Source organism: Pseudomonas sp. NFXW11 (assembly GCF_049887815.1).
Lineage (GTDB): Bacteria > Pseudomonadota > Gammaproteobacteria > Pseudomonadales > Pseudomonadaceae > Aquipseudomonas.
In genome coordinates this window covers 26683-52483 of record NZ_JAGEKI010000002.1, presented here as the reverse complement: position 1 = coordinate 52483, position 25801 = coordinate 26683, and the positions used below count along the sequence as shown (strand labels likewise).

Annotated in this window: 26 protein-coding genes and 1 pseudogene; 18 read left to right on the top strand and 9 right to left on the bottom strand. The window is 62.8% G+C overall.

Annotated elements, in window-relative coordinates:
• The first annotated feature begins 52 nt into the window (after positions 1-52).
• Together J4P02_RS03430 and J4P02_RS03425 are read left to right on the top strand one after the other, a co-directional pair.
• Positions 53-1477, top strand: a complete 1425-nt coding sequence (locus J4P02_RS03430) for a PLP-dependent aminotransferase family protein (RefSeq protein WP_426187802.1) — start codon at positions 53-55, stop codon at positions 1475-1477.
• Between the two features lie 46 nt (positions 1478-1523).
• Positions 1524-3095 carry a phospholipase D family protein gene (locus J4P02_RS03425; protein ID WP_426187801.1) on the top strand — a complete coding sequence of 524 codons (1572 nt, stop codon included), beginning with the start codon at positions 1524-1526 and terminating at the stop codon, positions 3093-3095.
• Positions 3096-3099: 4 nt separating this feature from the next.
• Here the strand turns inward: J4P02_RS03425 and J4P02_RS03420 are convergent, their stop codons facing one another.
• Both J4P02_RS03420 and J4P02_RS03415 read right to left on the bottom strand, forming a co-directional pair.
• Positions 3100-4248 (bottom strand): MFS transporter, encoded by a 1149-nt coding sequence (locus J4P02_RS03420; RefSeq protein ID WP_426187800.1) that lies wholly within the window; start codon positions 4246-4248, stop codon positions 3100-3102.
• A gap of 145 nt (positions 4249-4393) precedes the next feature.
• Positions 4394-5887, bottom strand: coding sequence for an aldehyde dehydrogenase (locus J4P02_RS03415; RefSeq protein ID WP_426187799.1), 1494 nt, complete (start codon positions 5885-5887; stop codon positions 4394-4396).
• A gap of 237 nt (positions 5888-6124) precedes the next feature.
• On the opposite strand from J4P02_RS03415, the gene J4P02_RS03410 reads away from it, so the two are divergent.
• On the top strand, positions 6125-6487 hold the full coding sequence (locus tag J4P02_RS03410; RefSeq protein WP_426187798.1) for a cupin domain-containing protein: 363 nt from the start codon (positions 6125-6127) through the stop codon (positions 6485-6487).
• Positions 6488-6545: 58 nt separating this feature from the next.
• On the opposite strand, the gene rpmG is transcribed toward J4P02_RS03410, so the two are convergent.
• Together rpmG and rpmB are read right to left on the bottom strand one after the other, a co-directional pair.
• The gene (gene rpmG / locus J4P02_RS03405; protein ID WP_003177274.1) at positions 6546-6701 is read right to left on the bottom strand and encodes a 50S ribosomal protein L33; all 156 of its coding nucleotides are present in this window, start codon (positions 6699-6701) and stop codon (positions 6546-6548) included.
• A gap of 11 nt (positions 6702-6712) precedes the next feature.
• Positions 6713-6949: a 50S ribosomal protein L28 gene (gene rpmB / locus J4P02_RS03400; RefSeq protein ID WP_185696891.1), complete on the bottom strand. Its 237-nt coding sequence runs from the start codon at positions 6947-6949 to the stop codon at positions 6713-6715.
• A gap of 462 nt (positions 6950-7411) precedes the next feature.
• Between rpmB and J4P02_RS03395 the strand changes: the two genes are divergently transcribed.
• On the top strand, positions 7412-8998 hold the full coding sequence (locus J4P02_RS03395) for an ABC transporter substrate-binding protein (protein ID WP_426187797.1): 1587 nt from the start codon (positions 7412-7414) through the stop codon (positions 8996-8998).
• Between the two features lie 31 nt (positions 8999-9029).
• Here J4P02_RS03395 and radC read toward each other — a convergent pair whose 3' ends face one another.
• A complete protein-coding gene (gene radC / locus J4P02_RS03390) occupies positions 9030-9704 on the bottom strand; it encodes a RadC family protein (RefSeq protein WP_426187796.1) in 675 nt (224 codons plus the stop codon).
• A gap of 133 nt (positions 9705-9837) precedes the next feature.
• Here radC and coaBC point away from each other — a divergent pair, with 133 nt between their 5' ends.
• From coaBC to argB, 4 genes and pseudogenes are all read left to right on the top strand, one after another.
• Positions 9838-11046 carry a bifunctional phosphopantothenoylcysteine decarboxylase/phosphopantothenate--cysteine ligase CoaBC gene (gene coaBC / locus J4P02_RS03385; RefSeq protein WP_426187795.1) on the top strand — a complete coding sequence of 403 codons (1209 nt, stop codon included), beginning with the start codon at positions 9838-9840 and terminating at the stop codon, positions 11044-11046.
• Between the two features lie 5 nt (positions 11047-11051).
• Complete coding sequence (gene dut, locus J4P02_RS03380; RefSeq protein ID WP_025130826.1) at positions 11052-11507, top strand: dUTP diphosphatase; 456 nt, start codon at positions 11052-11054, stop codon at positions 11505-11507.
• 259 nt (positions 11508-11766) lie between these two features.
• Positions 11767-13167, top strand: a pseudogene (locus J4P02_RS03375) (phosphomannomutase/phosphoglucomutase); the annotation flags it as partial.
• A gap of 24 nt (positions 13168-13191) precedes the next feature.
• Complete coding sequence (gene argB / locus J4P02_RS03370) at positions 13192-14097, top strand: acetylglutamate kinase (protein ID WP_426187794.1); 906 nt, start codon at positions 13192-13194, stop codon at positions 14095-14097.
• A gap of 70 nt (positions 14098-14167) precedes the next feature.
• On the opposite strand, the gene pyrE is transcribed toward argB, so the two are convergent.
• Entirely contained in the window at positions 14168-14812 is a 645-nt protein-coding gene (pyrE, locus tag J4P02_RS03365) for an orotate phosphoribosyltransferase (protein WP_426187793.1), read from the bottom strand.
• A gap of 81 nt (positions 14813-14893) precedes the next feature.
• Here pyrE and J4P02_RS03360 point away from each other — a divergent pair, with 81 nt between their 5' ends.
• Complete coding sequence (locus tag J4P02_RS03360; protein ID WP_011064227.1) at positions 14894-15673, top strand: exodeoxyribonuclease III; 780 nt, start codon at positions 14894-14896, stop codon at positions 15671-15673.
• 60 nt (positions 15674-15733) lie between these two features.
• On the opposite strand, the gene J4P02_RS03355 is transcribed toward J4P02_RS03360, so the two are convergent.
• Entirely contained in the window at positions 15734-16102 is a 369-nt protein-coding gene (locus J4P02_RS03355; RefSeq protein ID WP_426187791.1) for a DUF4870 domain-containing protein, read from the bottom strand.
• Positions 16103-16132: 30 nt separating this feature from the next.
• Positions 16133-16855 carry a ribonuclease PH gene (rph, locus tag J4P02_RS03350; protein WP_426187789.1) on the bottom strand — a complete coding sequence of 241 codons (723 nt, stop codon included), beginning with the start codon at positions 16853-16855 and terminating at the stop codon, positions 16133-16135.
• A gap of 269 nt (positions 16856-17124) precedes the next feature.
• Here rph and J4P02_RS03345 point away from each other — a divergent pair, with 269 nt between their 5' ends.
• From J4P02_RS03345 to J4P02_RS03320, 6 genes are all read left to right on the top strand, one after another.
• A complete protein-coding gene (locus J4P02_RS03345) occupies positions 17125-17988 on the top strand; it encodes a YicC/YloC family endoribonuclease (RefSeq protein WP_426187787.1) in 864 nt (287 codons plus the stop codon).
• Between the two features lie 10 nt (positions 17989-17998).
• Positions 17999-18619, top strand: coding sequence for a guanylate kinase (gene gmk / locus J4P02_RS03340; RefSeq protein ID WP_426187785.1), 621 nt, complete (start codon positions 17999-18001; stop codon positions 18617-18619).
• Positions 18620-18789: 170 nt separating this feature from the next.
• On the top strand, positions 18790-19053 hold the full coding sequence (gene rpoZ, locus J4P02_RS03335; RefSeq protein WP_007921129.1) for a DNA-directed RNA polymerase subunit omega: 264 nt from the start codon (positions 18790-18792) through the stop codon (positions 19051-19053).
• Positions 19054-19110: 57 nt separating this feature from the next.
• Entirely contained in the window at positions 19111-21216 is a 2106-nt protein-coding gene (gene spoT / locus J4P02_RS03330; protein ID WP_426187782.1) for a bifunctional GTP diphosphokinase/guanosine-3',5'-bis pyrophosphate 3'-pyrophosphohydrolase, read from the top strand.
• A 24-nt stretch (positions 21217-21240) separates the two neighbouring features.
• Positions 21241-21621, top strand: a complete 381-nt coding sequence (locus J4P02_RS03325) for a RidA family protein (RefSeq protein ID WP_007921133.1) — start codon at positions 21241-21243, stop codon at positions 21619-21621.
• Positions 21622-21675: 54 nt separating this feature from the next.
• On the top strand, positions 21676-22416 hold the full coding sequence (locus J4P02_RS03320) for a hypothetical protein (RefSeq protein ID WP_426187780.1): 741 nt from the start codon (positions 21676-21678) through the stop codon (positions 22414-22416).
• A 47-nt stretch (positions 22417-22463) separates the two neighbouring features.
• On the opposite strand, the gene J4P02_RS03315 is transcribed toward J4P02_RS03320, so the two are convergent.
• The gene (locus J4P02_RS03315) at positions 22464-23321 is read right to left on the bottom strand and encodes an SDR family oxidoreductase (RefSeq protein ID WP_426187778.1); all 858 of its coding nucleotides are present in this window, start codon (positions 23319-23321) and stop codon (positions 22464-22466) included.
• A gap of 190 nt (positions 23322-23511) precedes the next feature.
• On the opposite strand from J4P02_RS03315, the gene exbB reads away from it, so the two are divergent.
• From exbB to J4P02_RS03300, 3 genes are read left to right on the top strand one after another with little or no spacing between them, the layout of a single operon-like run.
• Entirely contained in the window at positions 23512-24513 is a 1002-nt protein-coding gene (exbB, locus tag J4P02_RS03310; protein ID WP_426187776.1) for a tonB-system energizer ExbB, read from the top strand.
• A 6-nt stretch (positions 24514-24519) separates the two neighbouring features.
• A complete protein-coding gene (gene exbD, locus J4P02_RS03305) occupies positions 24520-24948 on the top strand; it encodes a TonB system transport protein ExbD (RefSeq protein ID WP_426187774.1) in 429 nt (142 codons plus the stop codon).
• Positions 24945-25697 (top strand): energy transducer TonB, encoded by a 753-nt coding sequence (locus J4P02_RS03300; RefSeq protein WP_426187772.1) that lies wholly within the window; start codon positions 24945-24947, stop codon positions 25695-25697. Before exbD ends, J4P02_RS03300 begins: the two co-directional genes overlap by 4 nt.
• Positions 25698-25801: the final 104 nt, after the last annotated feature.

Genomic DNA, 25801 nt, shown 5'->3' with positions numbered 1-25801 from the left:
ATTTTTGCCCCATCTGTACTGCTCCCTATGATCGCCATCTCGAGGCAACGCCATGACCCTCTATGTGAACCTCGCCGAACTTTTGGGCACACGCATCGAACAGGGCTTCTATCGCCCGGGCGATCGCTTGCCTTCGGTGCGCGCCCTGAGTGTCGAGCACGGGGTCAGCCTGAGCACCGTGCAGCAGGCCTATCGCCTGCTGGAAGACCATGGCCTGGCGATGCCCAAGCCCAAGTCCGGGTATTTCGTCCCGCCCAGCCGCGAGCTGCCGGCCCTGCCAGCGGTGGGGCGCCCGGCCCAGCGGCCGGTGGAGATTTCCCAGTGGGACCAGGTGCTGGAGCTGATTCGTGCGGTGCCGCGCAAGGATGTGGTGCAACTGGGCCGCGGCATGCCGGACATCACCACGCCCACCCTGAAACCCTTGCTGCGGGCCCTGGCCCGACTCAGCCGGCGCCAGGACATGCCCGGCCTGTATTACGACAACATCTACGGCGTGCTCGAACTGCGCGAACAGGTGGCGCGGCTGATGCTGGATTCCGGCTGCCAGCTGGGGGCCAATGACCTGGTGATCACCACCGGCTGCCACGAAGCGCTGTCCACCAGCATTCGCGCCATCTGCGAGCCCGGCGATATAGTCGCGGTGGACTCGCCGAGCTTTCACGGCGCCATGCAAACCCTCAAGGGCCTGGGCATGAAGGCCCTGGAAATCCCTACCGACCCGCTCAGCGGAATCAGCCTGGAAGCCCTGGAACTGGCCCTGGAGCAATGGCCGATCAAGGCCATACAGTTGACTCCCAACTGCAACAACCCCCTGGGCTACATCATGCCGGAGCCGCGCAAGCGGGCCCTGCTGACCCTGGCCCAGCGCTTCGACGTGGCGATCATCGAGGACGATGTGTATGGCGAGCTGGCCTACACCTACCCACGGCCGCGCACCATCAAGTCCTTCGACGACGACGGCCGGGTACTGCTCTGCAGCTCCTTCTCCAAGACCCTGGCCCCGGGCCTGCGCATCGGCTGGGTGGCGCCCGGCCGCTACCTGGAACGGGTGCTGCACATGAAGTACATCAGCACCGGTTCCACCGCCCCGCAGCCCCAGGTGGCCATCGCCGAATTCCTCAAGGGCGGCCATTTCGAACCCCATCTGCGCAAGATGCGCATGCAATACCAGCGCAATCGCGACCTGATGCTCGACTGGGTCAGCCGCTACTTTCCCGTGGGCACTCGCGCCAGCCGCCCTCAAGGCAGCTTTATGCTGTGGATCGAATTGCCCGAAGGCTTCGACGCCCTGAAACTCAACCGCGTGCTGCTGGACCAGGGCGTGCAGATTGCCGTGGGCAGCATCTTTTCCGCCTCGGGCAAGTACCGCAATTGCCTGCGGATGAACTACGCTGCCAAGCCAACCGCACAGGTCGAAGATGCGGTGCGCAAGGTAGGCGCCGCCGCCAGCAAGCTGCTCAGCGAAAGCCTGGATTGAAGCAGCGCCCAACCAACGGCCCTGCCCTGACGTGAGATGACCTGACTTGAGCCCGATACAGCGGTTGATCTGGCTGGCGCTCCTGGGTTTCGGCCTGGGCGGCTGCGCCAGCCAGGAAGTGCCCTACCAACCCAGCCAGGTGCTGGCCGCCAAAAACTCGAGCTTCGCCCAATCGATCCGTGCCCAGGCCGCGCCTCACCAGGGGCGCTCCGGTTTTCGCCTGCTGCCCCACAGCACCGAAGCCTTCATGGCCCGCGCCGAGCTGATCCGCAACGCCCAGAGCAGCCTCGACCTGCAGTACTACATCGTCCACGACGGCATCAGCACCCGGATGCTGGTGGACGAGCTGCTCAAGGCCGCCGACCGCGGGGTGCGGGTGCGCATTCTGCTGGATGACACCACCAGCGACGGTCTGGACCAGATCATCGCCACCCTGGCCGCCCACCCGCAGATCCAGATCCGCCTGTTCAACCCCCTGCACCTGGGCCGCAGCACCCTGCCGACCCGAACCCTGGGCCGCCTGTTCAACCTCTCGCAGCAGCATCGGCGCATGCACAACAAGCTGTGGCTGGCGGACAACAGCGTGGCCATAGTCGGCGGGCGCAATCTGGGCGACGAGTACTTCGGCGCCCAGCAGGATCTGAACTTCACCGATATCGACATGCTCAGCGTCGGGCCGGTGGCCGAACAACTGGGCCACAGCTTCGACCAGTACTGGAACAGCGCCCTGAGCCGGCCCATCGCTGAATTCCTGACCCCGATGCCCACGGCCAAGGCCCTGGCCAACACCCGCCAGCGCCTGGAGGATTCACTGCAAGACAGCCGCCGGCAGAACCAGGCGCTGTATCGCCGGCTGATGACCTACCAGGCCCAGCCGCGCATGGATCTCTGGCGCAAGGAGCTGATCTGGGCCTGGAACCAGGCCCTGTGGGACGCGCCGGCCAAGGTCCTGGCCAAGGGCGATCCCGATCCACACCTGCTGCTGACCACCCAGCTGGCGCCAGAGCTCCAGGGGGTGAGCAAGGAACTGATCATGATCTCGGCGTACTTCGTTCCGGGCCAGCCGGGGCTGGTGTACCTGACCGGCCGCGCCGATGCCGGGGTGGCGGTGAGCCTTTTGACCAACTCCCTGGAAGCCACCGACGTGCCGGTGGTACATGGCGGCTACGCACCCTATCGCAAGGCCCTGCTGGAACATGGGGTGCAGCTCTACGAGTTGCGCCGCCAGCCCGGGGAGCGCGGTGGCGGCAGCGGCCCGCGCCTGTTTCACGCCGGCTCGTCCAAGGGTTCCGACTCCAGCCTGCACAGCAAGGCGATGATCTTCGACCGGCAGAAGAGCTTTATCGGTTCGTTCAATTTCGACCCGCGCTCGGTGCTGTGGAACACCGAGGTCGGGGTGCTGGTGGACAGCCCGGAGCTGGCCGAGCATGTCCGCGCCCTGGCCTTGCTGGGCATGGCGCCGGCCCTGAGCTATCAGGTCCGGCTGGAGGGCGGCAAACTGCTCTGGGTCACCGAGGACCAGGGCCGGGAACATGTCCTGACCCATGAACCCGGTAGCTGGTGGCGCCGCTTCAATGCCTGGCTGAGCACCCGGGTCGGCCTGGAGCGCATGCTCTGAACCACTACAGCGGCTGGGCCTGGGGATTGCCGAAGGCGCCCTGGCGCAGCAGCAGGATCAACAGGCCCAAGGCGCCCGCGGCCACCAGCAGCAACATCGCGTGGCCACTGACCCACTGGCTGCCAGCCCCGGCCACCAACGGCCCGATCAGGCAACCAATGCCCCAGAGTTGCGCCACATGGGCGTTGGCCCGCACCAGGGCGTCATCGCGATAACGCTCGCCAATCAGAATCAGCGACAAGGTGAACAAGCCACCGGCACTGGCGCCGAACAGGACCCACAGCGGCCAGATCAACGGGCTTTCCAACAGCAGCGGAATGGCCAGGCTGGAGCCCAGCAGGATCACCGCACAGCCGGTGAACAGGGCACGCCGGGACAGGCGATCGGCCAAGGCGCCAATGGGCAGCTGCAACAATGCATCGCCCACCACCACGGTGCTGACCATGGCCAGGGCCACGTCCTCGGTGAACCCCTGGCTCAGGCAGTAGACCGGCAACAGGGTAAGAATCAGCGCCTCGAAGGTGGCGAACAGCGCTACCGCCCAGCCAATCGCCGGCAGCGCCTGGCAGAAGCGCCAGAGGTCCACCAGGGTTACGCTGCAGGACTCGGTGGCCGGCGCACCGCTGCGCCCCAGCAGCAACAGCGGCGCCACCGTCAGCAACCCCACCGAGGCCCAGAAAGCGTAATCCCGCTCGGTTCCCAGCACCCCCAGCAGCAGCGGACCGGCCAGCTGGCTCAAGGCATAACCGCTGCCGTACAGCGCCACCAGCCGCCCACGCCACTGCTCCACCACCAGCTGGTTGATCCAGCTCTCGCCGAGAATGAAGATGATGGTCAGCACCACCCCCAGGATCAGCCGCAGCACCAGCCACAACGGGTAGTTGGGCAGCAGCGCCAGCAAGCCGATGGAGATCGCCCCGCCCCACAGGCACAAGCGCATCAGCCTGGCGGTGCCGAAACGAGCCGCCAGACGACTGGACAGCTTGGCCCCCAGCAATACGCCAATGGCCGGCATCGCCGCCACCACGCCAATCGCAAAAGGCCCGTAACCCCAGCTTTCCAGGCGCAAGGACACCAACGGCATGGTCATGCCCAGGGCCAGGCCAACGCTCAAGACAGCGGATAAAACGGCGAAATAGGTCGCCCAGCGCATTTCCACACTCCTGTGGATCATTGTTGTGTAGGGCCCAGACAACACAGCCGGACTCCCCTTGCGGAAAGTCCGGCTGCGTTGCCTGCGGGAGCCGGCTCTTCGGTGCTGGCACCGCTAACGGCGCCAACACCTCAAAGCCTGGGGCTCAGAGCTTGATCCAGGTTGCTTTCAGCTCGGTGTACTTGTCGAACGCGTGCAGCGACTTGTCGCGACCATTGCCCGACTGCTTGAAGCCACCGAACGGCGCGGTCATGTCACCACCGTCGTACTGGTTGACCCAGACGCTACCGGCACGCAGGGCCCGGGCAGTCTGGTGGGCCTTGGAGATGTTCGCGGTCCATACCGCAGCCGCCAGGCCGTAAGGGGTGTCGTTGGCGATCTGGATCGCTTCTTCGACGCTGTCGAAGGCGATCACCGACAGCACCGGGCCGAAGATCTCTTCCTGGGCGATCTTCATCGCATTGCTGACACCGTCGAAAATCGTCGGCTCAACGTAGGTGCCGCCACTTTCCTCCAGGGTGCGCTTGCCGCCGGCCACCAGCTTGGCGCCATCGGCATGCCCGGCCTCGATGTAGGACAGCACGGTGTTCATCTGCTGGGTGTCCACCAGGGCGCCGACGTTGGTGGCCGGGTCCAGCGGGTTGCCCGGTTTCCAGTCCTTGAGGGCCTCGATCACCAGCGGCAGGAATTTATCCTTGATGGAACGCTCCACCAGCAGGCGCGAGCCGGCGGTGCAGACTTCGCCCTGGTTGAAGGCGATGGCGCCAGCGGCAGATTCAGCGGCGGCCTGCAGGTCCGGGGCATCGGCGAACACGATGTTCGGGCTCTTGCCGCCCGCTTCCAGCCACACGCGCTTCATATTGGACTCGCCGGAGTACACCAGCAGTTGCTTGGCGATCTTGGTCGAACCGGTGAACACCAGGGTGTCCACGTCCATATGCAGGGCCAGGGCCTTGCCCACGGTGTGGCCGTAGCCGGGCAGCACGTTGAATACACCGGCCGGAATCCCGGCTTCCACGGCCAGGGCAGCGATGCGGATCGCGGTCAGCGGGGATTTTTCCGAAGGCTTGAGGATCACCGAGTTACCGGTGGACAGCGCCGGGCCGAGTTTCCAGCAGGCCATCATTAGCGGGAAGTTCCACGGCACGATGGCCGCGACCACACCCACCGGCTCACGGGTGACCAGGCCCAGCTGGTCGTGGGGAGTGGCGGCGACTTCGTCGTAGATCTTGTCGATGGCCTCGCCGCTCCAGCTCAGGGCCTGGGCCGCGCCGGGAACGTCGATGTCCAGGGAGTCGCTGATGGGCTTGCCCATGTCCAGGGTTTCCAGCAGCGCCAGTTCCTCGGCGTGCTGCTTGAGCAGGCCGGCAAAACGGATCATCACCGACTTGCGCTTGGCCGGTGCCAGGCGCGACCAGGCACCGGAATTGAAGGTGGCGCGGGCATTTTCCACGGCGCGCTGGGCGTCGGCGGCATCACAGCTGGCAACCTTGGCCAGGAAGCGGCCGTCTACCGGGCTGATGCACTCGAAGGTGTCATTGGAAACAGCGGCGGTGTACTCACCGTTGATATAGGCGCGACCTTCGATTTTCAGGTCGCGGGCACGTTGTTCCCAATCGGCACGAGTCAGGGTGGTCATACGAGTGTCCTCCTCTTATTGGCATACGAGCGCCTGCGAACAACGCCGGCACCCTCGAAGAATTCTGCCCGGCCATCCTGCTTTCGGCCAAAGGCACCCGCCACCCTAAACCAGCGACACCTGTACTTTCAATATATTTGACAAAGCACCAGCTAACGCCATTGCTATGTGCATTTTAATAAACATAGACTTTGGCCTTCATAGCCGCTCGCGCCGCAATCACGGGGGAATACAAGAATGAGCATCCACAACGTCGTCGACTTCAGCCAGGCCAACACCGAGGGCGAACGCTACCGCCCCGCCCCGGAGAAAATCCTCAAGGGCGATCCTGAACAGGCGGTGTTCAATCACTACGGCAGCCCCTGCGGCCAGCTCAATGCCGGGATCTGGGAAGGCGCCGTGGGCCAGTGGACGGTGAACTTCACCGAGCATGAATACTGCGAGATCCTTCAGGGCGTGTCGGTGCTGCGCGACCATGAAGGCAATGCCAAGACCCTGCGGGCCGGCGACCGTTTCGTCATCCCCGCCGGCTTCAAGGGCACCTGGGAAGTGCTGGAGCCCTGCCGCAAGGTCTATGTGGCCTTCGAACAGAAAGCCTGAATTCCAGGCACAAAAAAACCCGCTTGAAGGCGGGTTTTTTTGTCAGAAGAAAAATCAATTACTTGATTTTGCCTTCCTTGTAGATCACGTGCTTGCGAACAACCGGATCATATTTCTTGATCTCGATTTTGTCCGGAGTAGTGCGCTTGTTCTTGTCGGTAGTGTAGAAGTGACCAGTACCGGCGCTCGAGATCAAACGAATCAATTCACGCATGATTAGCTCCCTTAAACCTTGCCGCCATCGCGACGAATTTCGGCCAGAACGGCATCGATGCCGCGCTTGTCGATGATACGCATGCCTTTGGCAGATACGCGCAGACGCACGAAACGTTTCTCGGACTCAACCCAGAAGCGGTGATGCTGCAGGTTCGGCAGGAAACGACGACGGGTTTTGTTGTTTGCGTGGGAAATGTTATTCCCAGTCACCGGACCCTTACCGGTAACTTGACAGACTCTAGACATGCCTCAGCCCTCTAAAACCACATGCCCAACCCGGCATGGGTTGGCCGCTTAATCTCTCAGTCGTTGGCGCCAGGCGCCGCGTTTCTTCAGGGTCTTACCGGCTACACCTACAAGCGAAGGAACCGGGCCCCTAGAAAAGAGCGCTGCTTTATACCAGAAAGACCCCATAGCAACAACAACCGCTGTGCCATGGATGACGAAAAGTCGTGATTTTCTTGCGCCGAACGCCTGCGGCAAAGGCTATCGCAGAATTCTACCGCTCGTCGCAGGATATATTTGCCCCGCCACCGCAGGAACAAAGCTGCCGCCAACAGCCGAGCAATCGGCAGTGAATCGCTCTCGCAACCCGAGTTTTACAGCCGGATGCAAAAGGGATAGTCATTTTCCAAAGAGATCACTAGGGTAAGGCCTTTCCAGACTGCACCTGCAGATGGGCTTTGGATCTGCACAAGGAACCCGACCATGCGCCTCGCCGCCCTCCCGCTCCTGCTCGCCCCTGTTCTTCTGAGCCCGCTGGCCCAGGCCGCCGCCCTGAGCGTCTGCACCGAAGCCAGCCCAGAAGGCTTCGATGTGGTGCAGTACAACTCGCTGACCACCACCAACGCCTCGGCGGACGTGCTGATGAACCGCCTGATGGACTTCGACGCCAGCAGCGGCAAGGTGGTGCCCAGCCTGGCCGACAGTTGGGAAGTCTCCGCCGATGGCTTGACCTATGTGTTCAAGCTGCACCCGAAGGTCAAGTTCCATCGCACCGACTATTTCTCCCCCAGCCGCGAGTTGAGCGCCGAGGACGTCAAGTTCAGCTTCGAGCGCATGCTCGATCCGGCCCAGCCGTGGCACAAGATCGCCCAGAGCGGCTTTCCCCATGCCCAGTCCCTGCAACTGCCCAGCCTGATCAAGAAGATCGATGCCCTCGACCCACTGACCGTGCGCTTCACCCTGGATCATGCCGACTCGACCTTCCTCGCCACCCTGAGCATGGGCTTCGCCTCGATCTATTCCGCCGAGTACGCCGACCAGTTGCTCAAGGCCGGCACTCCGGAGAAGCTCAACAGCCAGCCGATCGGCAGCGGCCCGTTCATCTTCGGCCGCTTCCAGAAGGACGCGGCGATCCGCTACAAGGCCAACCGCGACTACTTTGCCGGCAAGCCGGCAGTGGACTCGCTGATCTTCGCCATCACCCCGGACGCCAACGTGCGCCTGCAGAAACTGCGGCGCAACGAGTGCCAGATCGCCTTGTCGCCCAAGCCCCTGGACGTCCAGGCCGCCAGTGAAGACCCGAACCTGAAGATCGAGCAGACTGCGGCCTTTATGACCGCTTTCGTCGCCATCAACAGCCAGCACCCCCCCCTGGACAAGCCGGAAGTACGCCAGGCGATCAACCTGGCGTTCGACAAGTCGAACTACCTCAAGGCCGTGTTCGAAGGCACCGCCGAGGCCGCCAACGGCCCTTACCCGCCCAATACCTGGAGCTACGCCAAGGACCTGCCCGGCTATGCCCACGACCCGGAAAAGGCGCGCCAGTTGCTGGCCAAGGTCGGGCTGAAGAAGGGTTTCGAAACCACCATCTGGACCCGCCCTTCCGGCAGCCTGCTCAACCCCAACCCAAGCCTGGGCGCGCAACTGCTGCAGGCAGACCTGGCCCAGGTGGGCATCCAGGCGGAAATCCGCGTGATCGAATGGGGCGAGCTGATTCGCCGGGCCAAGGCCGGCGAGCACGACCTGCTGTTCATGGGCTGGGCCGGCGACAACGGCGACCCGGATAACTTCCTCTCGCCACAGTTCACCTGCGCCGCGGTCAAGTCCGGGACCAACTTCGCCCGTTACTGCGAGCAAAACCTGGACAAGCTGATCACCGCCGGCAAGACCACCAGCGAGCAAGGGGTGCGCAGCAAGCTGTATCAACAGGCCCAGACCCAGATCCAGCAGCAGGCGCTGTGGCTGCCCCTGGCCCACCCAACCGCCTTCGCCCTGACCCGCAAGCAAGTCGAGGGTTATCAGGTGAGCCCCTTCGGTCGCCAGGACTATTCCAAGGTCAGCCTGAAATAGGGCGGTAGCGAGCACCAGGCTTGCCGGGGGCTCAGATCCAGCCGAACTCGGCCATCGACAGCGGATCGCCCTCGCCGACGATGAAGTGATCCAGCACCCGCACATCGATCAGGTCCAGCGCCTCCTGCAGGCGCCGGGTCAGCACCCGATCGGCAGGGCTCGGCTCGCAGATGCCCGATGGATGGTTGTGGCAGAGAATCACCGCCGCCGCGTTATGGGCCAGCACCCGCTTGAGCACCTGCCGCGGGTAGACCATGGTGCTGTCGATCGAACCGTGAAACAGCACCTCAAAGGCCAGTACCCGATGCCGGGTGTCGAGAAACAGGCAGCCGAACACCTCATGGGGCTCATGGCGCAACATCGACTTCAGGTAATCACGCACCACCAGCGGGCTCTCCAGCGCCGACTGCCGGTGGAGTTTCTGTGCCAGGTGGCGGCGGGCCATTTCCAGCACCGCCTGCAGCAGGGCGTACTTGGCCGGCCCCAGCCCCAGTTGCCGGGTGAAGGTCGCCTGGTCGGCCTCCAGCAGCCCGCGCAGGCTGCCAAAACACTGCAACAGGTGCCGCGCCAGATCCACCGCGCTCTTGCCGGCCACCCCGGTGCGCAGGAAGATCGCCAGCAGTTCGGCATCGGAAAGGCTGACCGCGCCCTGCTCCAGAAGCCGTTCCCGCGGGCGCTCCGCCGCGGGCCAGTCACGAATGCTCATCACTCCTCCCTGTGCATGGCGCCGCTGTTCCACAGCGGGCGCTGTGCTATCTTTAGGCCCCTCTTTTTTGCGTGGTATTTCTCCTGGGGAGGGGGCATGCCACGCAGCACTCACTGAACGGAAAGACAGGCCTATGCAGCGGCTGTATCGGAAACGCATCGTGCTCGGCGTCGGCGGCGGCATTGCTGCCTACAAGAGCGCGGAGCTGGTTCGCCGACTCCTCGACCAGGGCGCGGAAGTTCGCGTGGTCATGACTCGGGGTGGCAGCGAGTTCATCACCCCGCTGACCATGCAGGCTCTCTCCGGGCACCCGGTCCATCTCGACCTGCTGGACCCGGCGGCCGAAGCCGCCATGGGCCACATCGAGCTGGCCAAATGGGCCGACCTGGTGCTGATCGCCCCGGCCACCGCCGACCTGATCGCGCGCCTGGCCCAGGGCATTGCCGATGACCTGCTGACCACCCTGGTGCTGGCCACCGACGCCACTGTCGCCATCGCCCCGGCCATGAACCAGGCCATGTGGCGCGACCCGGCCACCCAAGCCAATACCCAACTGCTGCAAAGCCGCGGCCTGAAGGTCTTCGGCCCTGCCTCCGGGAGCCAGGCCTGTGGCGACGTCGGCCTGGGCCGGATGCTGGAAGCCAACGACCTGGCGCACTGCGCTGCCGAGTGTTTCCAGCACCTGGCACTGACCGGCAAGCACTTGCTGATTACCGCGGGGCCGACCCAGGAAAACATCGATCCGGTGCGCTACATCACCAACCATAGCTCAGGAAAAATGGGCTTCGCCCTGGCCGAGGCTGCCGTGGAGGCCGGTGCCCGGGTGACCCTGATCACCGGCCCCGTACACCTGCCAACCCCCGACAGAGTCACGCGGATCGACGTGGTCAGCGCTCGCGACATGCTCGCGGCCTGTGAATCCGCGATGCCCTGTGACGTTTTCATCGCCTCTGCGGCGGTCGCGGACTACCGCCCTGAAGTAGTCGCCCCACAGAAATTAAAGAAAGACCCTACGAAAGGTGACGGCCTGCTACTACAGATGGTGCGCAACCCAGACATCCTGGCCACCATCGCCAGCCGTCCGGATCGTCCTTTCAGTGTCGGTTTCGCCGCAGAAACCGAAAACTTGCTCGACTACGCTGCACGCAAATTGAAGGACAAGAACCTCGACCTGATCGTCGCCAACGACGTGGCCAACCCGAGCATTGGCTTCAACAGCGAGGAAAACGCCTGCAGCGTGATTGACCGGGAGTTGCACGCAACTCTCTTCGCCCAGACCAGCAAGGGCAAGATTGCCCGCCAACTGATCTCTTTTATCGCCGAACGGCTGAACCAGGTTTAACTTTCATGCACGCTCTACAAGCCAAGATCCTCGACCCACGCATCGGCAATGAATTCCCTCTGCCGCAGTACGCCACGCCAGGCTCTGCCGGCCTCGACCTGCGCGCCATGCTCAAGGAAGACACCGTACTGGAGCCGGGCCAGACCTTGCTGATCCCTACCGGCTTGTCGGTCTATATCGGCGATCCGGGCCTGGCAGCGCTGATCCTGCCGCGCTCCGGCCTGGGGCATAAGCACGGCATCGTACTGGGCAACCTGGTGGGGCTGATCGATTCGGACTACCAGGGCGAACTGATGGTGTCCTGCTGGAACCGCGGCCAGACCGCTTTCAATATCGCCGTTGGCGAGCGCATCGCCCAACTGGTGCTGGTGCCCGTGGTCCAGGCGCACTTCGAGGTGGTCGAGGCCTTTGACGAAAGCCAGCGCGGCGCAGGCGGTTTCGGTCACTCCGGCAGCCACTGATGGCACTTCTTCGAGCCGGGCACCTTGCCCGGCTCAAGCGTTGCAACAGGGCAACGAGGGACAAAAAGGCGCCCGCAGTTGTATCTCGCTTCGAAGCCGGAAACCGGGCACTTGGCTGCCGAAAGGCCGGCAAAAGCCCGCCGGATGGCACTTTCACAGTACGAACTCTATGCTGAAAACGCCGTCATACCCTTCAGTTTGAGCCTGCCGACCTGTCAACTCTCGGCCGTACTGCCCCCTTTCAGATGGAGCACCCTCAGTGATGAGCAATGCAGCTAAAGTCGCCCCGAAATTTCCCGACAGCATCTTCCGCGCCTACGACATTCGCGGCGTGGTGCCGGAAACCCTGACCGCCGAAACCGCCTACTGGATCGGCCGCGCCATCGGCGCCCAGAGCCTGGCCCAGGACGAACCCAATGTATCCGTGGGTCGCGACGGCCGCTTGTCCGGGCCGGAGCTGGTGGAACAACTGATCCAGGGCCTGTACGACAGCGGTTGCCATGTCAGCGATGTCGGCCTGGTGCCGACTCCGGCCCTGTACTACGCCGCCAACGTGCTGGCGGGCAAGTCCGGGGTGATGCTCACCGGCAGCCACAACCCGTCGAATTACAACGGTTTCAAGATCGTCATCGCCGGCGATACCCTGGCCAACGAACAGATCCAGGCCCTGCACCAGCGCCTCAAAGACAACAACCTGAGCAGCGCCAAGGGCAGCATCACCCAGGTCGATATCCTGCCGCGCTATGCCGATGAAATCACCCGGGACGTAAAACTGGCCCGACGCCTGAAAGTCGTGGTGGACTGCGGCAACGGCGCCGCCGGGGTTATCGCGCCACAACTGCTGGAAGCCTTGAACTGTGAAGTGATCCCGCTGTTCTGCGAAGTGGATGGCAACTTCCCCAACCACCACCCGGACCCGGGCAAACCCGAGAACCTCGAGGACTTGATCGCCAAGGTAAAGGAAACCGGGGCCGACCTGGGGCTGGCCTTCGACGGTGACGGCGACCGCGTCGGCGTGGTGACCAACACTGGCAGTATTGTCTTCCCCGACCGTCTGCTGATGCTGTTCGCCAAGGATGTGGTGGCGCGCAACCCTGGCGCGGAGATCATCTTCGACGTCAAATGCACCCGCCGCCTGATACCGCTGATCAAGGAATATGGTGGTCGCCCGCTAATGTGGAAGACCGGTCACTCGTTGATCAAAAAGAAAATGAAACAGACCGGCTCCCTGTTGGCCGGCGAAATGAGTGGCCACGTGTTCTTCAAGGAACGCTGGTTCGGTTTCGACGACGGCATCTACAGCGCCGCACGGCTGCTGGAGATTCTCAGCAAGGAAAAATCCACCGCGCAAGAGCTGTTCGCCACCTTCCCGGACGATATTTCCACGCCGGAAATCAATATCCATGTGACCGAAGAGAGCAAATTCAGCATCATTGATGCCTTGCACGACGCACAGTGGGGCGCAGGCGCCGAACTGACCACCATTGACGGCGTGCGAGTCGACTATGCCAAGGGCTGGGGCCTGGTTCGCGCCTCCAACACCACCCCTGTGCTGGTGCTGCGCTTCGAGGCCGATGACCAAGCCGAACTGCAGCGAATCAAGGACGTATTCCACGTCCAGCTGAAACGTGTTGCACCTGATCTCCAACTACCGTTTTGAACGCTTGAAACACCGGAGCCCTGAATGACCATCGAACGCGATGCCGCCGCCAATACCGCCAAGGTCCTATCCGAAGCGCTGCCTTACATTCGCCGCTATGTCGGCAAGACCCTGGTGATCAAGTACGGCGGCAACGCTATGGAGAGCGAAGAGCTGAAGACCGGCTTCGCCCGCGACATCGTGTTGATGAAGGCTGTCGGGATCAACCCGGTGGTGGTGCACGGCGGCGGCCCGCAGATCGGTGACTTGCTCAAGCGCCTGTCGATCGAAAGCCACTTCGTCGATGGCATGCGCGTTACCGACGCACAGACCATGGACGTGGTGGAGATGGTGCTCGGTGGCCAGGTGAACAAGGACATCGTCAACCTGATCAACCGTCACGGCGGCAGCGCCATCGGCCTGACCGGTAAGGACGCCGAGCTGATCCGTGCGAAGAAGCTCACCGTGACTCGACAGACACCGGAAATGACCACCCCGGAAATCATCGATATCGGCCATGTGGGCGAAGTGGTCGGGATCAATACCGACCTGCTCAACCTGCTGGTCAAGGGTGACTTCATCCCGGTGATCGCGCCGATTGGCGTGGGTGAGAACGGTGAGTCGTACAACATCAACGCCGATCTGGTGGCGGGCAAGGTGGCCGAAGCACTGAAGGCCGAGAAACTGATGCTGCTGACCAATATCGCCGGCCTGATGGACAAGTCGGGCAAGGTGCTGACCGGCCTGAGCACCCAGCAGGTGGATGAGCTGATCGCCGACGGCACTATCTATGGCGGCATGCTGCCGAAGATCCGCTGCGCCCTGGAAGCGGTACAGGGCGGGGTCGGCAGTTCGCTGATCATCGACGGTCGCGTGCCGAACGCGATCCTGCTGGAAATCTTCACCGACACCGGTGTGGGTACGCTGATCAGCAATCGCAAGCGTCCGTAAGCCGAAGCGCAAACAAAAAGACCCCGCTCAGCCTGACTGAGCGGGGTCTTTTTTGGCCATGAAGAAGCGATCAGACGCCGAACTGGGCGCGATAGGCTTCCACGGCTGGCAGGTGCTGCTTGAGCTGCGGATCGTCAGCCAGGAACTCCAGTACCTGGTTCAGCGACACGATGCTGATGACCGGGATGCCGAAATCACGCTCGACTTCCTGAATGGCCGACAGCTCGCCGTTGCCACGCTCCTGACGGTTCAGGGCGATCAGCACACCGGCGGCCTTGGCGCCGTCCTGGGAAGCGATGATCTGCATCACTTCACGGATCGCGGTGCCAGCGGTGATCACGTCGTCGATGATCAGCACTTCACCGGTCAGCGGCGCGCCGACCAGACTGCCGCCTTCGCCGTGGGCCTTGGCTTCCTTGCGGTTGAAGCACCATGGCAAATCACGGTCATGGTGCTCGGCCAGCGCCACGGCAGTGGTTGCCGCCAGCGGGATGCCTTTGTAGGCCGGGCCGAACAGCACATCGAACGCAATACCGCTTTCAGCGATGGCTGCGGCGTAGAAACGCCCCAGCTGCGCCAGCGCGGAACCCGAGTTAAAAAGGCCGGCATTGAAGAAGTAAGGACTGGTGCGCCCGGACTTCAGGGTGAACTCACCGAAGCGCAAAACCCCGCGATCGATGGCAAAACGAATGAAATCGCGCTGATACGCCTGCATGAAAAAACCCCAGATACCACGGATTTAGCTAATTAAGTAGAGCTCGGGTATCATACACGCACGTGATTTTTGGGGCCATTTATGCGGATCATCAGTGTGAACGTCAATGGTATTCAGGCTGCAGTGGAGCGTGGTTTGCTCAGTTGGCTGCAGGCACAGAATGCCGACGTCATCTGCCTGCAGGACACCCGCGCCTCTGCCTTTGAACTGGACGACCCAGCCTTCCAACTGGACGGCTACTTCCTTTATGCCTGCGATGCCGAAGTCCCTGCCCAAGGCGGTGTGGCTTTGTATTCGCGGTTGCAGCCGAAGGCGGTCATCAGCGGCCTCGGCTTCGAGACAGCCGATCGTTACGGGCGCTACCTGCAAGCCGATTTCGACAAGGTCAGCATCGCGACCTTGCTGCTTCCATCAGGGCAGAATGGCGATGAAGACTTGAACCAGAAGTTCAAGCTAATGGACGACTTCGCCCGTTATCTGGACAAGCAGCGGCGCAAACGTCGCGAGTACATTTATTGTGGCTCGTTGTATGTGGCGCAGCAGAAGCTGGATATCAAGAACTGGCGCGACAGCCAGCAATCTCCGGGCTTCCTGGCGCCTGAACGCGCCTGGATGGACGAGATCATCGGCAATATGGGTTATGTCGATGCCCTGCGCGAAGTCAGCCGCGAAGGCGACCAGTACAGCTGGTGGCCGGACAACGAACAGGCGGAGATGCTCAATCTGGGCTGGCGTTTCGACTACCAGCTGCTGACCCCCGGCCTGCGCCGTTTTGTCCGCAGTGCGCGCCTGCCACGGCAGCCGCGCTTCTCGCAGCACGCGCCGCTGATCGTCGACTATGACTGGACGCTGACCATCTAAGGGTCCTTTCACAGGCACAAAAAAACCGACAGCGCTGTCGGTTTTTTTGTGCTCGCTCGCCTACTTGATCAGGCGCCAGGTGAAGGGGTAGCGATAAGCGACTCCTTCCCCGGCCTTGACCCCGCCAATGATGGTCAGCACCAGGGCGCCGATCACCAGTGGGCCGATCAGGACAAAGCCGATCAGCACCAGCATCAACAGGAAGCACACCGCCGAAGCGATGGCGACCGTCAGTTGGAAGTTCAAGGCTTCCTTGCCCTGGGCGTCGATAAAGGGGTCGCTATCGCGCTTCATCTGCCAGAGGATCAGCGGCCCGATCAGCGTGCCGAAAGGCACCCAGATCCCCAGCAGGGCAGACAGGTGACAGAACATCGCCCATTGCCGAATCTCATGGCTCGGCGTAGGCAGTGGCAGTTGCTCATCACTCATGCTGCTCTCCTTGCTGAAGACCAGTACCTATCAGTCGGCGAGTGCCGCCTGCTGCAGTTGGAAGATTTCATTCATGCCCTGCTGGGCCAAGGCCAGCATGGCATTCAGCTCGGCCGGCTGGAATGGTGCGCCTTCGGCGGTGCCCTGCACTTCGATGAAACCGCCAGTACTGGTCATCACCACGTTGAGGTCGGTTTCGGCCGCCGAGTCTTCCGGGTAGTCCAGGTCCAGCACCGGCTCGCCCTGATACATGCCCACGGAAACCGCGGCAATCATCTGCTTGAGCGGATCGCCGCCCTTCAGGCCACCACGCTTCTTGATCACTTTCAAGGCGTCGACCAGGGCCACCATGGCACCGGTGATGGAAGCGGTGCGAGTGCCACCATCGGCCTGGATCACGTCGCAATCGACATACAGGGTGATATCGCCCAGCTTGGACATGTCCAGCGCAGCACGCAGGGAGCGGCCAATCAGGCGCTGGATTTCCAGGGTACGGCCGCCTTGCTTGCCACGGCTGGCCTCACGCTGGTTACGCTCTCCGGTGGAGCGCGGCAGCATGCCGTATTCGGCGGTCAACCAACCCTGGCCCTGGCCCTTGAGGAAACGCGGCACGCCGTTCTCGACGCTGACGGTGCAGATCACCTTGGTATCACCGAACTCGACCAGTACAGATCCCTCGGCGTGTTTGGTGTAGTTGCGGGTGATGCGGATCGAGCGGAGCTGATCGGCAGCGCGACCACTTGGACGTTTCATAGGGGAACACCTGTACTTGGACGGAAAACTGCGGAGCATTATAGAGCCCGCAATCGCGCCAGGGCACGCCAAAAAAGGCCAAAGGCGCATTTACCACCAAGAACGCTCTCGTTGCGACGACCTGCAGGACAATGTCACCGCCAGGGTTTGGGGGCGCCTGCCGCACTGCGCTACAATCCTGCGCCTTCGCCGCCTGTCGGCTTCAATTCATCACTATCAGCCCCGCTCGCCCCAAACCGGGTAGGCGCCGGCAGAATCGGAGGACCTCCATGGTGCACAGCATGACCGCCTTCGCCCGGGTCGAACGGGCCGGCACTCAGGGCACCCTGAGCTGGGAGTTACGCTCGGTCAACAGCCGCTACCTGGAGCCGCACCTGCGCCTGCCGGAGGCTTTCCGCGACCTCGAAGGCGCCGTGCGCGAAGCCTTGCGCCAGGGCCTGTCGCGGGGCAAGGTCGAATGCACCCTGCGCTTCACCGAAGAAACCGCCGGCAAGCCGCTGCAGGTCGACCGCGAGCGCGCGGCGCAACTGGTAGCCGCCGCAGAATCGGTCGCCAGCCTGATCAAGCAGCCGGCGGCGCTCAACCCCCTGGAAGTCCTGGCCTGGCCTGGCGTACTGGTGGCCGACGCCAGCGACCCGCAAGCCTTGAACAGCGACGCTCTGACCCTGTTCAACCAGGGGCTGAAGGAGCTGAAGAATGGTCGCGAACGTGAAGGCGCCGAGCTGGCGCGCCTGATCAACGAACGCCTGTCCTCCATAGAGGAAGACGTAGCGACCCTGCGCGAGCTGGTGCCACAGATGCTGGCGACCCAGCGCCAGAAGATCCTCGACCGCTTCGCCGACATGCAGGCCGAGCTGGACCCGACCCGCCTCGAGCAGGAAATGCTCCTGCTGGCGCAGAAGAGCGACGTCGCCGAAGAGCTCGACCGCCTGAGCACCCACATCATCGAAGTTCGCCGCGTGCTCAAGTCCGGCGGCGCTGCCGGCCGGCGCCTGGACTTCCTGATGCAGGAGCTCAATCGCGAAGCCAATACACTGGGCTCCAAGGCCTTCGACCCACGCAGCACCCAGGCTGCGGTCAACCTCAAGGTGTTGATCGAGCAGATGCGCGAACAAGTGCAGAACATTGAGTAAGGCAACAGACATGAACCACAGCACCGGCACCCTGTACATCATTTCCGCCCCGTCGGGCGCGGGCAAGAGCAGCCTGGTCAAGGCCCTGACCGACGCCAACCCGGAAATCCGCGTATCGATCTCCCACACCACCCGCGCCATGCGCCCGGGGGAAGTCGATGGCGTGAACTATCACTTCGTCGAACGCAGCGAGTTCGTGAAGATGATCGAGCACGGCGATTTCCTCGAGCGCGCCGAAGTCTTCGGCAACCTCTACGGCACCTCGCAAAGCCACCTGCAGCAAACCCTGGACGAAGGCCATGACCTGATCCTGGAAATCGACTGGCAAGGCGCCGAGCAGGTGCGCAAGCTGATGCCCCAGGCTCGCTCGATCTTCATCCTGCCGCCGTCCACCCAGGCCCTGCACCAGCGCCTGACCAACCGCGGCCAGGACAGCGACGAGATCATCGCCGGCCGCATGCGTGAAGCCGTCAGCGAAATGAGCCACTACGTCGACTACGACTACCTGATCATCAACGACGACTTCGCCCACGCCCTGGAAGACCTGAAGGCGATTTTCCGCTCCAGCCAGCTGCAGCAGAAACGCCAGCAGCAGCGCTTCGGCAAATTGCTGGCCGAACTGCTGGGCTGAAAAACAGCACTTCCCAAAACCGCTGCAAGCGCTTTACATTGGCACTTGCAGCGCGTTGAAGAGCTTGGTCAAAAAATCAGCGCTTCCCTAAACGCTGGTGATTTTTTAAACTGTTGAGTCCGCTCGCCCATCCGGGCACCGCGCATACTGCATTTGCTACGAGGAAGACCATGGCCCGCGTAACCGTTGAAGACTGTCTAGAACACGTGGATAACCGCTTTGAGCTGGTCATGCTCTCTACCAAGCGTGCCCGTCAACTGGCAACCGGCGGCAAAGAGCCGAAAGTGGCGTGGGAAAACGACAAGCCTACCGTTGTCGCCCTGCGCGAAATCGCTGAAGGCCTGATCGACTACGCAGCCATCGCCGAAGCCGAAATCGTTGAAGACGAACCGCTGTTCGCTGCTTTCGAGGACGAGTCCAACGAGGCTGTCTGAGCCTATGCCTGGTCGACGTAGCACGGCGCGGGATCACAGCCTACGGCAGGAGACATCATGCCGAGCATAGACGCCCTCGCCGATCGCTTATCGACCTATCTCGGCACGGACCAGGTCAATCTGGTCCGCCGAGCGTATTTCTACGCCGAACAAGCCCATGACGGTCAGCGCCGTCGCAGCGGCGAGGCGTACGTCACGCACCCACTCGCGGTAGCGAACATTCTTGCCGACATGCACATGGACCATCAGAGCCTGATGGCCGCGATGCTGCATGACGTGATCGAAGACACCGGCATCGCCAAGGAAGCGCTCAGCGCGCAATTCGGCGAAACCGTGGCCGAACTGGTGGACGGGGTCAGCAAACTGACCCAGATGAACTTCGAGACCAAGGCCGAAGCCCAAGCGGAAAACTTCCAGAAAATGGCCATGGCCATGGCACGCGACATCCGCGTGATCCTGGTCAAGCTGGCCGACCGCCTGCACAACATGCGCACCCTGGAAGTGCTGTCCGGCGAGAAACGCCGGCGCATCGCCAAGGAAACCCTGGAAATCTATGCCCCCATCGCCAACCGCCTGGGCATGCACACGGTACGCATCGAGTTCGAAGACCTGGGCTTCAAGGCAATGCACCCGATGCGTTCCGCGCGGATCTACCAGGCGGTCAAGCGCGCCCGGGGCAACCGCAAGGAAATCGTCAACAAGATCGAGGAATCCCTCAGCCACTGCCTGGCCATCGACGGCATCCAGGGCGAGGTCAGCGGTCGCCAGAAGCACCTCTACGGCATCTACAAGAAGATGCGCGGCAAGCGCCGGGCCTTCAACGAAATCATGGACGTCTATGCCTTCCGCATCGTCGTCGACAAGGTAGACACCTGCTACCGCGTGCTCGGCGCTGTACACAATCTGTACAAGCCACTGCCAGGGCGCTTCAAAGACTACATCGCCATTCCCAAGGCCAACGGCTACCAGTCGCTGCATACCACGCTGTTCGGCATGCACGGGGTTCCGATCGAGATCCAGATCCGCACCCGGGAAATGGAAGAGATGGCCAACAACGGCATCGCCGCCCACTGGCTGTACAAATCCAGTGGCGACGAGCAGCCCAAGGGCACCCACGCCCGCGCCCGCCAGTGGGTCAAGGGCGTGCTGGAAATGCAGCAACGGGCCGGCAACTCCCTGGAATTCATCGAGAGCGTGAAGATCGACCTATTCCCGGACGAGGTCTACGTCTTCACCCCGAAAGGCCGGATCATGGAGCTGCCCAAAGGCTCCACCGCCGTGGATTTCGCCTACGCGGTGCACACCGATGTGGGCAACAGCTGCATCGCCTGCCGCATCAACCGCCGCCTGGCACCACTCTCCGAACCCCTGCAAAGCGGCTCCACGGTGGAAATCGTCAGCGCCCCGGGGGCACGACCGAACCCGGCCTGGCTCAATTTCGTGGTAACCGGCAAGGCCCGCACCCATATCCGCCACGCCCTCAAGCTGCAACGCCGCTCCGAATCCATCAGCCTCGGCGAACGCCTGCTGAACAAGGTGCTCAATGGTTTCGACAGCGCCCTGGAGAAGATCCCGGCCGAGCGCATTCAGGCGATCCTCCAGGAATATCGCCTGGAACTGATCGAAGACCTGCTGGAAGACATCGGCCTGGGCAACCGCATGGCCTACGTCGTGGCCCGGCGCCTGCTGGGCGAGGGCGAACAGCTGCCAAGCCCGGAAGGCCCGCTGGCGATACGCGGCACCGAAGGCCTGGTACTGAGCTACGCCAAATGCTGCACACCGATCCCCGGCGACCCGATCGTCGGCCACCTGTCCGCCGGCAAGGGGATGGTGGTGCACCTGGAAAACTGCCGCAATATCAGCGAAATCCGCCACAACCCGGAAAAATGCATCCAGCTGTCCTGGGCCAAGGATGTCACCGGCGAATTCAACGTCGAGCTGCGGGTCGAGCTGGAACACCAACGCGGCCTGATCGCGCTGCTGGCCAGCAGCGTCAACGCCGCCGACGGCAACATCGAGAAAATCAGCATGGATGAACGCGATGGTCGCATCAGCGTGGTCCAACTGGTGGTCAGCGTGCACGACCGCGTGCACCTGGCCCGCGTGATCAAGAAACTGCGCGCCCTGACCGGGGTCATCCGCATCACCCGCATGCGTGCGTAGCCCGTCCATTACAAGGAGTCATTCATGACCAAGACCGTTATCACCAGCGACAAGGCCCCCGCCGCCATCGGCACCTACTCCCAGGCGATCAAGGCCGGCAACACCGTCTACATGTCGGGCCAGATCCCCCTCGACCCCAAGACCATGGAGCTGGTGGAAGGCTTCGAAGCCCAGACCGTACAGGTGTTCGAAAACCTCAAGTCGGTTGCCGAAGCCGCAGGCGGTTCGTTCAAGGACATCGTCAAGCTGAACATCTTCCTCACCGACCTGAGCCACTTCGCCAAGGTCAACGAGATCATGGGCAAGTACTTCCAGCAGCCTTACCCAGCCCGCGCCGCCATCGGCGTGGCCGCCCTGCCCAAGGGCGCACAGGTTGAAATGGATGCCATCCTGGTCATCGAGTGACACCCACGGCGCAGCCTCAGGGTTGCGCCGTTTTTGTTCTGAAAGGATTTCGTCATGCGCAAAGCGCTAGCTGTTTCGCTGCTCGCCGTATTGCTCGGCGGTTGTGCCAGCGACCCCGCCAAACATGATGTCGGCGGCATCTGGATCAATCAGGTAGCGATCGACGCAGCCTCCAAGGGCGGCCCCTTGCGTGAAGCCCTCCAGGCCTATGGTCCGAACCTGGAATGGGAACTCAATACCAAGGCCGGCCAGGCCCGCTACACCAATGGTTTCGAAACCGTCGAAGGCAAGCTGCTGGGCGATGGCTCCGGCACCACCAAGGTCGAGTTCTATGGCAGTGCCGCCACCGACCTCAAGCGTAATGGCAAACAATTGCTGCAAGTGGCCAACGACAACGAACCCGAACAAGTATTCGACCGTCCCAAGGACCCGGCCCCGGAAGGTGCGCCGCTGGGCGCCAACTTCGAACGGGCACTGTACTCGGCTTACCTGGGCGGCAAATGGAAGATCGTCAACGGCCCAGGCCTGGGCAACGACGTGGAATTCCAGGCCGACGGCGCGGTCCAGGGCCTGCCCGGAGCCGATCGCTACGCTCTGTGCTTGGCGGGCGATTGCGCCTCCATGAGTGGCGGCAACGACAGCATCTGGCTGCAACTCAATGGCCAGGGCAACTCCTGGATCTTCGTGCGCAAGGACCAGCAACTGGAGATCTTCCAGGCGCTGAACACCGCACAGTCCGACGAAGTGCCCTCACTGGCTCCGGGCAACCAGCAGTGGTTGCTGCAAAAGCAGTAAGCCTGCGGTAGCCGCTACGTTCGGTAGCGGCTACCGCGCCGGCTCCTTCAGCCCTGCCCTTGAAGGATTGCCGCGTAGCCCTCGCGATAACTCGGGTAGCGCGGCTCCCAGCCCAATGCCTTGGCCCGCCCATTACTGCAACGCTTGCTGCCGGTACGGCGAACGCTGGCATCCTCCGCCCACTCGGTCACCCCCAGGTAATCACGCAGCCAACCCACCACCTCCGCCAGCGGCGCCGGTGCGTCATCCACCCCTATGTAGCAATCGTCGAGCATGGCGCCGCCAAGGTCCGCCTTGAGCAGGAAGGCCAGCAGCCCCGCGGCATCATCCGCATGAATGCGATTGCCATACAGCGGCGGTTCCACTGCCACGCGATAGCCCCGCCGCACCTGAGTCAGCAGCCATTCACGCCCCGGGCCGTAGATGCCGGTCAGGCGAACGCGGCTGGCAGCCATTCCGCTGTCCAGGGCTACCTGCTCCGCCTCCAGCATCAAGCGCCCGGAATAGGCGCTGGGCTGGGCTGCAGAGGTTTCGTCGACCCATTCACCATCCTGCTGCTCGTAGACACTGCTACTGGAGACGAATAGCAGGCGCTTGGGCTGCTGCCCACGCTGCTTGAGCCAGCCCAGCACATGCTGCAAACCCTCGACATAGGCGGCGCGATAGCCGGCCTCGTGATGCTCGGTGGCGGCCGCGCAGTACACCAGGTAGTCCGGCGCCGCCTCGGGCCAATCCGCCGGGCACTGAGGGCTGAACAGGTCGCCGGCAATGCCGATCACCCCCTGGGGCAGGCGCGACACGCTGCGCCGCAGGCCGTAGACCCGCCATTGCTCGGCCAGCAGTTGAGTTGCCAGGCGACTACCAACGTCACCACAGCCGGCAATCAGAACAGTCGGGGAAGACATCAGAAAACTCCTATCAGAAAGGCCAAGACTAGCCTTGGCGCTGGACGAACGGCTAGCAATCGAGGAAAAAAAGATACTCTATTACTTCTGTTAACAAGAATTACTTGCAATAATGCCCACCCATTTTGTTCTCGGCCCTGCGAGGCCTAGAAGGACATTCAACCCTTTTCTCCTCTCAGGTCCGGCCAGCATGACAAGCAATTCTCTCTCCGCCTCGTCAATCAAACGCCCAAGCCCGCTGCGCGCCATCAGCGCGGTTGCAGCGTTGCTGTGCAGCCTGCTGCTGGCTCCGACCGCAGCCTTCGCCGACCAGCACGCCGCCAGCGCAACCGCCCCTGCAGCCACCGCTCCGACCACCGAGCACAGCGCCACTGAACTCGCCGCACCGGCAGCCGCCCCTGTGGCTGGCGAGCCGGCTCCGGCCGAAGGCCAGCCGGTACTGGGCGAAGACGCTCCCGAAGTGCTCGAAGCCGACAACAGCCTGGGCATGGCCCACGACCTGTCGCCCTGGGGCATGTACCAGAACGCCGACATTATCGTGAAACTGGTGATGATCGGCCTGGCCATCGCCTCGCTCATCACCTGGACCATCTGGATCGCCAAGGGTCTTGAGCTGATCGGCGCCAAGCGCCGCCTGCGCAGCGAAATCGCCGCACTGAAAAAGGCCACCACCCTCAAGGAAGCCAGCGCCACCGCCGGCAAGGAAGGCACCCTCGCCCACCTGCTGGTGCACGACGCCCTGGAAGAAATGCGCCTGTCGGTCAACAGCCGCGAGAAAGAAGGCATCAAGGAGCGCGTCAGCTTCCGCCTCGAGCGCCTGGTAGCCGCCTGTGGTCGTAACATGAGCAGCGGCACCGGGGTGCTGGCCACCATCGGCTCCACCGCACCCTTCGTCGGCTTGTTCGGCACCGTATGGGGCATCATGAACAGCTTCATCGGCATCGCCAAAACCCAGACCACCAACCTCGCCGTGGTTGCTCCCGGTATTGCCGAAGCCCTGCTGGCCACCGCACTGGGCCTGGTTGCTGCAATCCCCGCGGTAGTGATCTACAACGTCTTCGCCCGCTCCATCACCGGCTACAAGGCCCAGGTTACCGACGCCTCGGCAGAGGTCCTGTTGCTGGTCAGCCGCGACCTGGACCACCAGCCGGTCGAGCGCTCCGCACAACCGCACATGGTGAAAGTGGGGTAATCAGCCATGGGCTTGCATTTGAAGGAAGGCGCAGGCGACGACCTGGCCGAAAACCACGAAATCAACGTCACGCCATTTATCGACGTGATGCTGGTGCTCTTGATCATCTTCATGGTGGCCGCCCCCCTGGCCACCGTGGACATCAAGGTCGACCTGCCCGCCACCAGCGCCAAGCCGGCGCCGCGGCCGGAGAAACCGGTGTTCCTCAGCGTCAAGGCCGATCAGCGGCTGTTCCTCGGCGAAGAAGAAATCAAGACCGAAACCCTGGGCCCGGCGCTGGACGCCAAGACCCAGGGTAAAAAGGACACCACCATCTTCTTCCAGGCCGACAAAGGCGTGGACTACGGCGACCTGATGAGTGTGATGGACGCCCTGCGCGCGGCCGGCTACCTGAAAGTCGGCCTGGTCGGACTTGAGACGGCAGCCAAGAAATGATCACGACGCGCCACAGACTGACGCGTTACAGCGGGAGCCTGGCGGTGGTGCTGGCGGTGCATGCGCTGGCAATCATGCTGACGCTGAACTGGTCCAAGCCGCAGCCGATGCCCATTCCGCCACAAGCCATGGTGGTTGAATTGGCACCGGCCCCGCTACCGCCGCCGCCGGCACCACCGAAAGTGGTCACCCCGCCGCAGCCTCCGGCCCCGGTGGAGGAACTACCGCTGCCGAAACTTGCGGAAGCGCCAAAGCCCACTATTTCGGTGCCCAAGCCGGCCAAGCAAAAACCCAAGCCGCAGCCGCCCAAGCCCGTGGTCAAGCCCGAGCCGCCCAAGGAAAAGCCTTCCGAGGAAAAGCCCAGCGACGCCCCGGTAACGCCGACGCAGTCCACTCAGCCAGCACCCGCTACCGCAGGCCCGTCACCGGCCCAGGCGGCCGCCAAGGCCAACTGGCAGGGTGAGCTGCAAGCCCACCTGGCCAAGTACAAGCGCTATCCGGGCGAGGCCCAGCGACGCGGCAAGGAAGGCACCAACTCCTTGCGCTTCGTGGTCGATGCCGAAGGCAAGGTGCTGTCCTACGAACTGGTAGGACGCTCCGGCAACGCCGATCTGGACCGGGCTACCCTGGACATGATCCGCCGCGCCCAGCCGCTGCCCAAGCCGCCTGCCGACATGCTGCACAACGGCAGCGTGGAGATCACCGCGCCCTTCAACTACGAAATCGACCGCAGTCGAGGTCGGCGCTGAGCCAACGCGAAGGGCACCTGCAAAGGTGCCCTTCGCGTTTCTGGCAACCTGTGGCAAGCATTGGCAGGTGTCGCCTTGCACCCTCTGTCTGATAACGTGCGTCT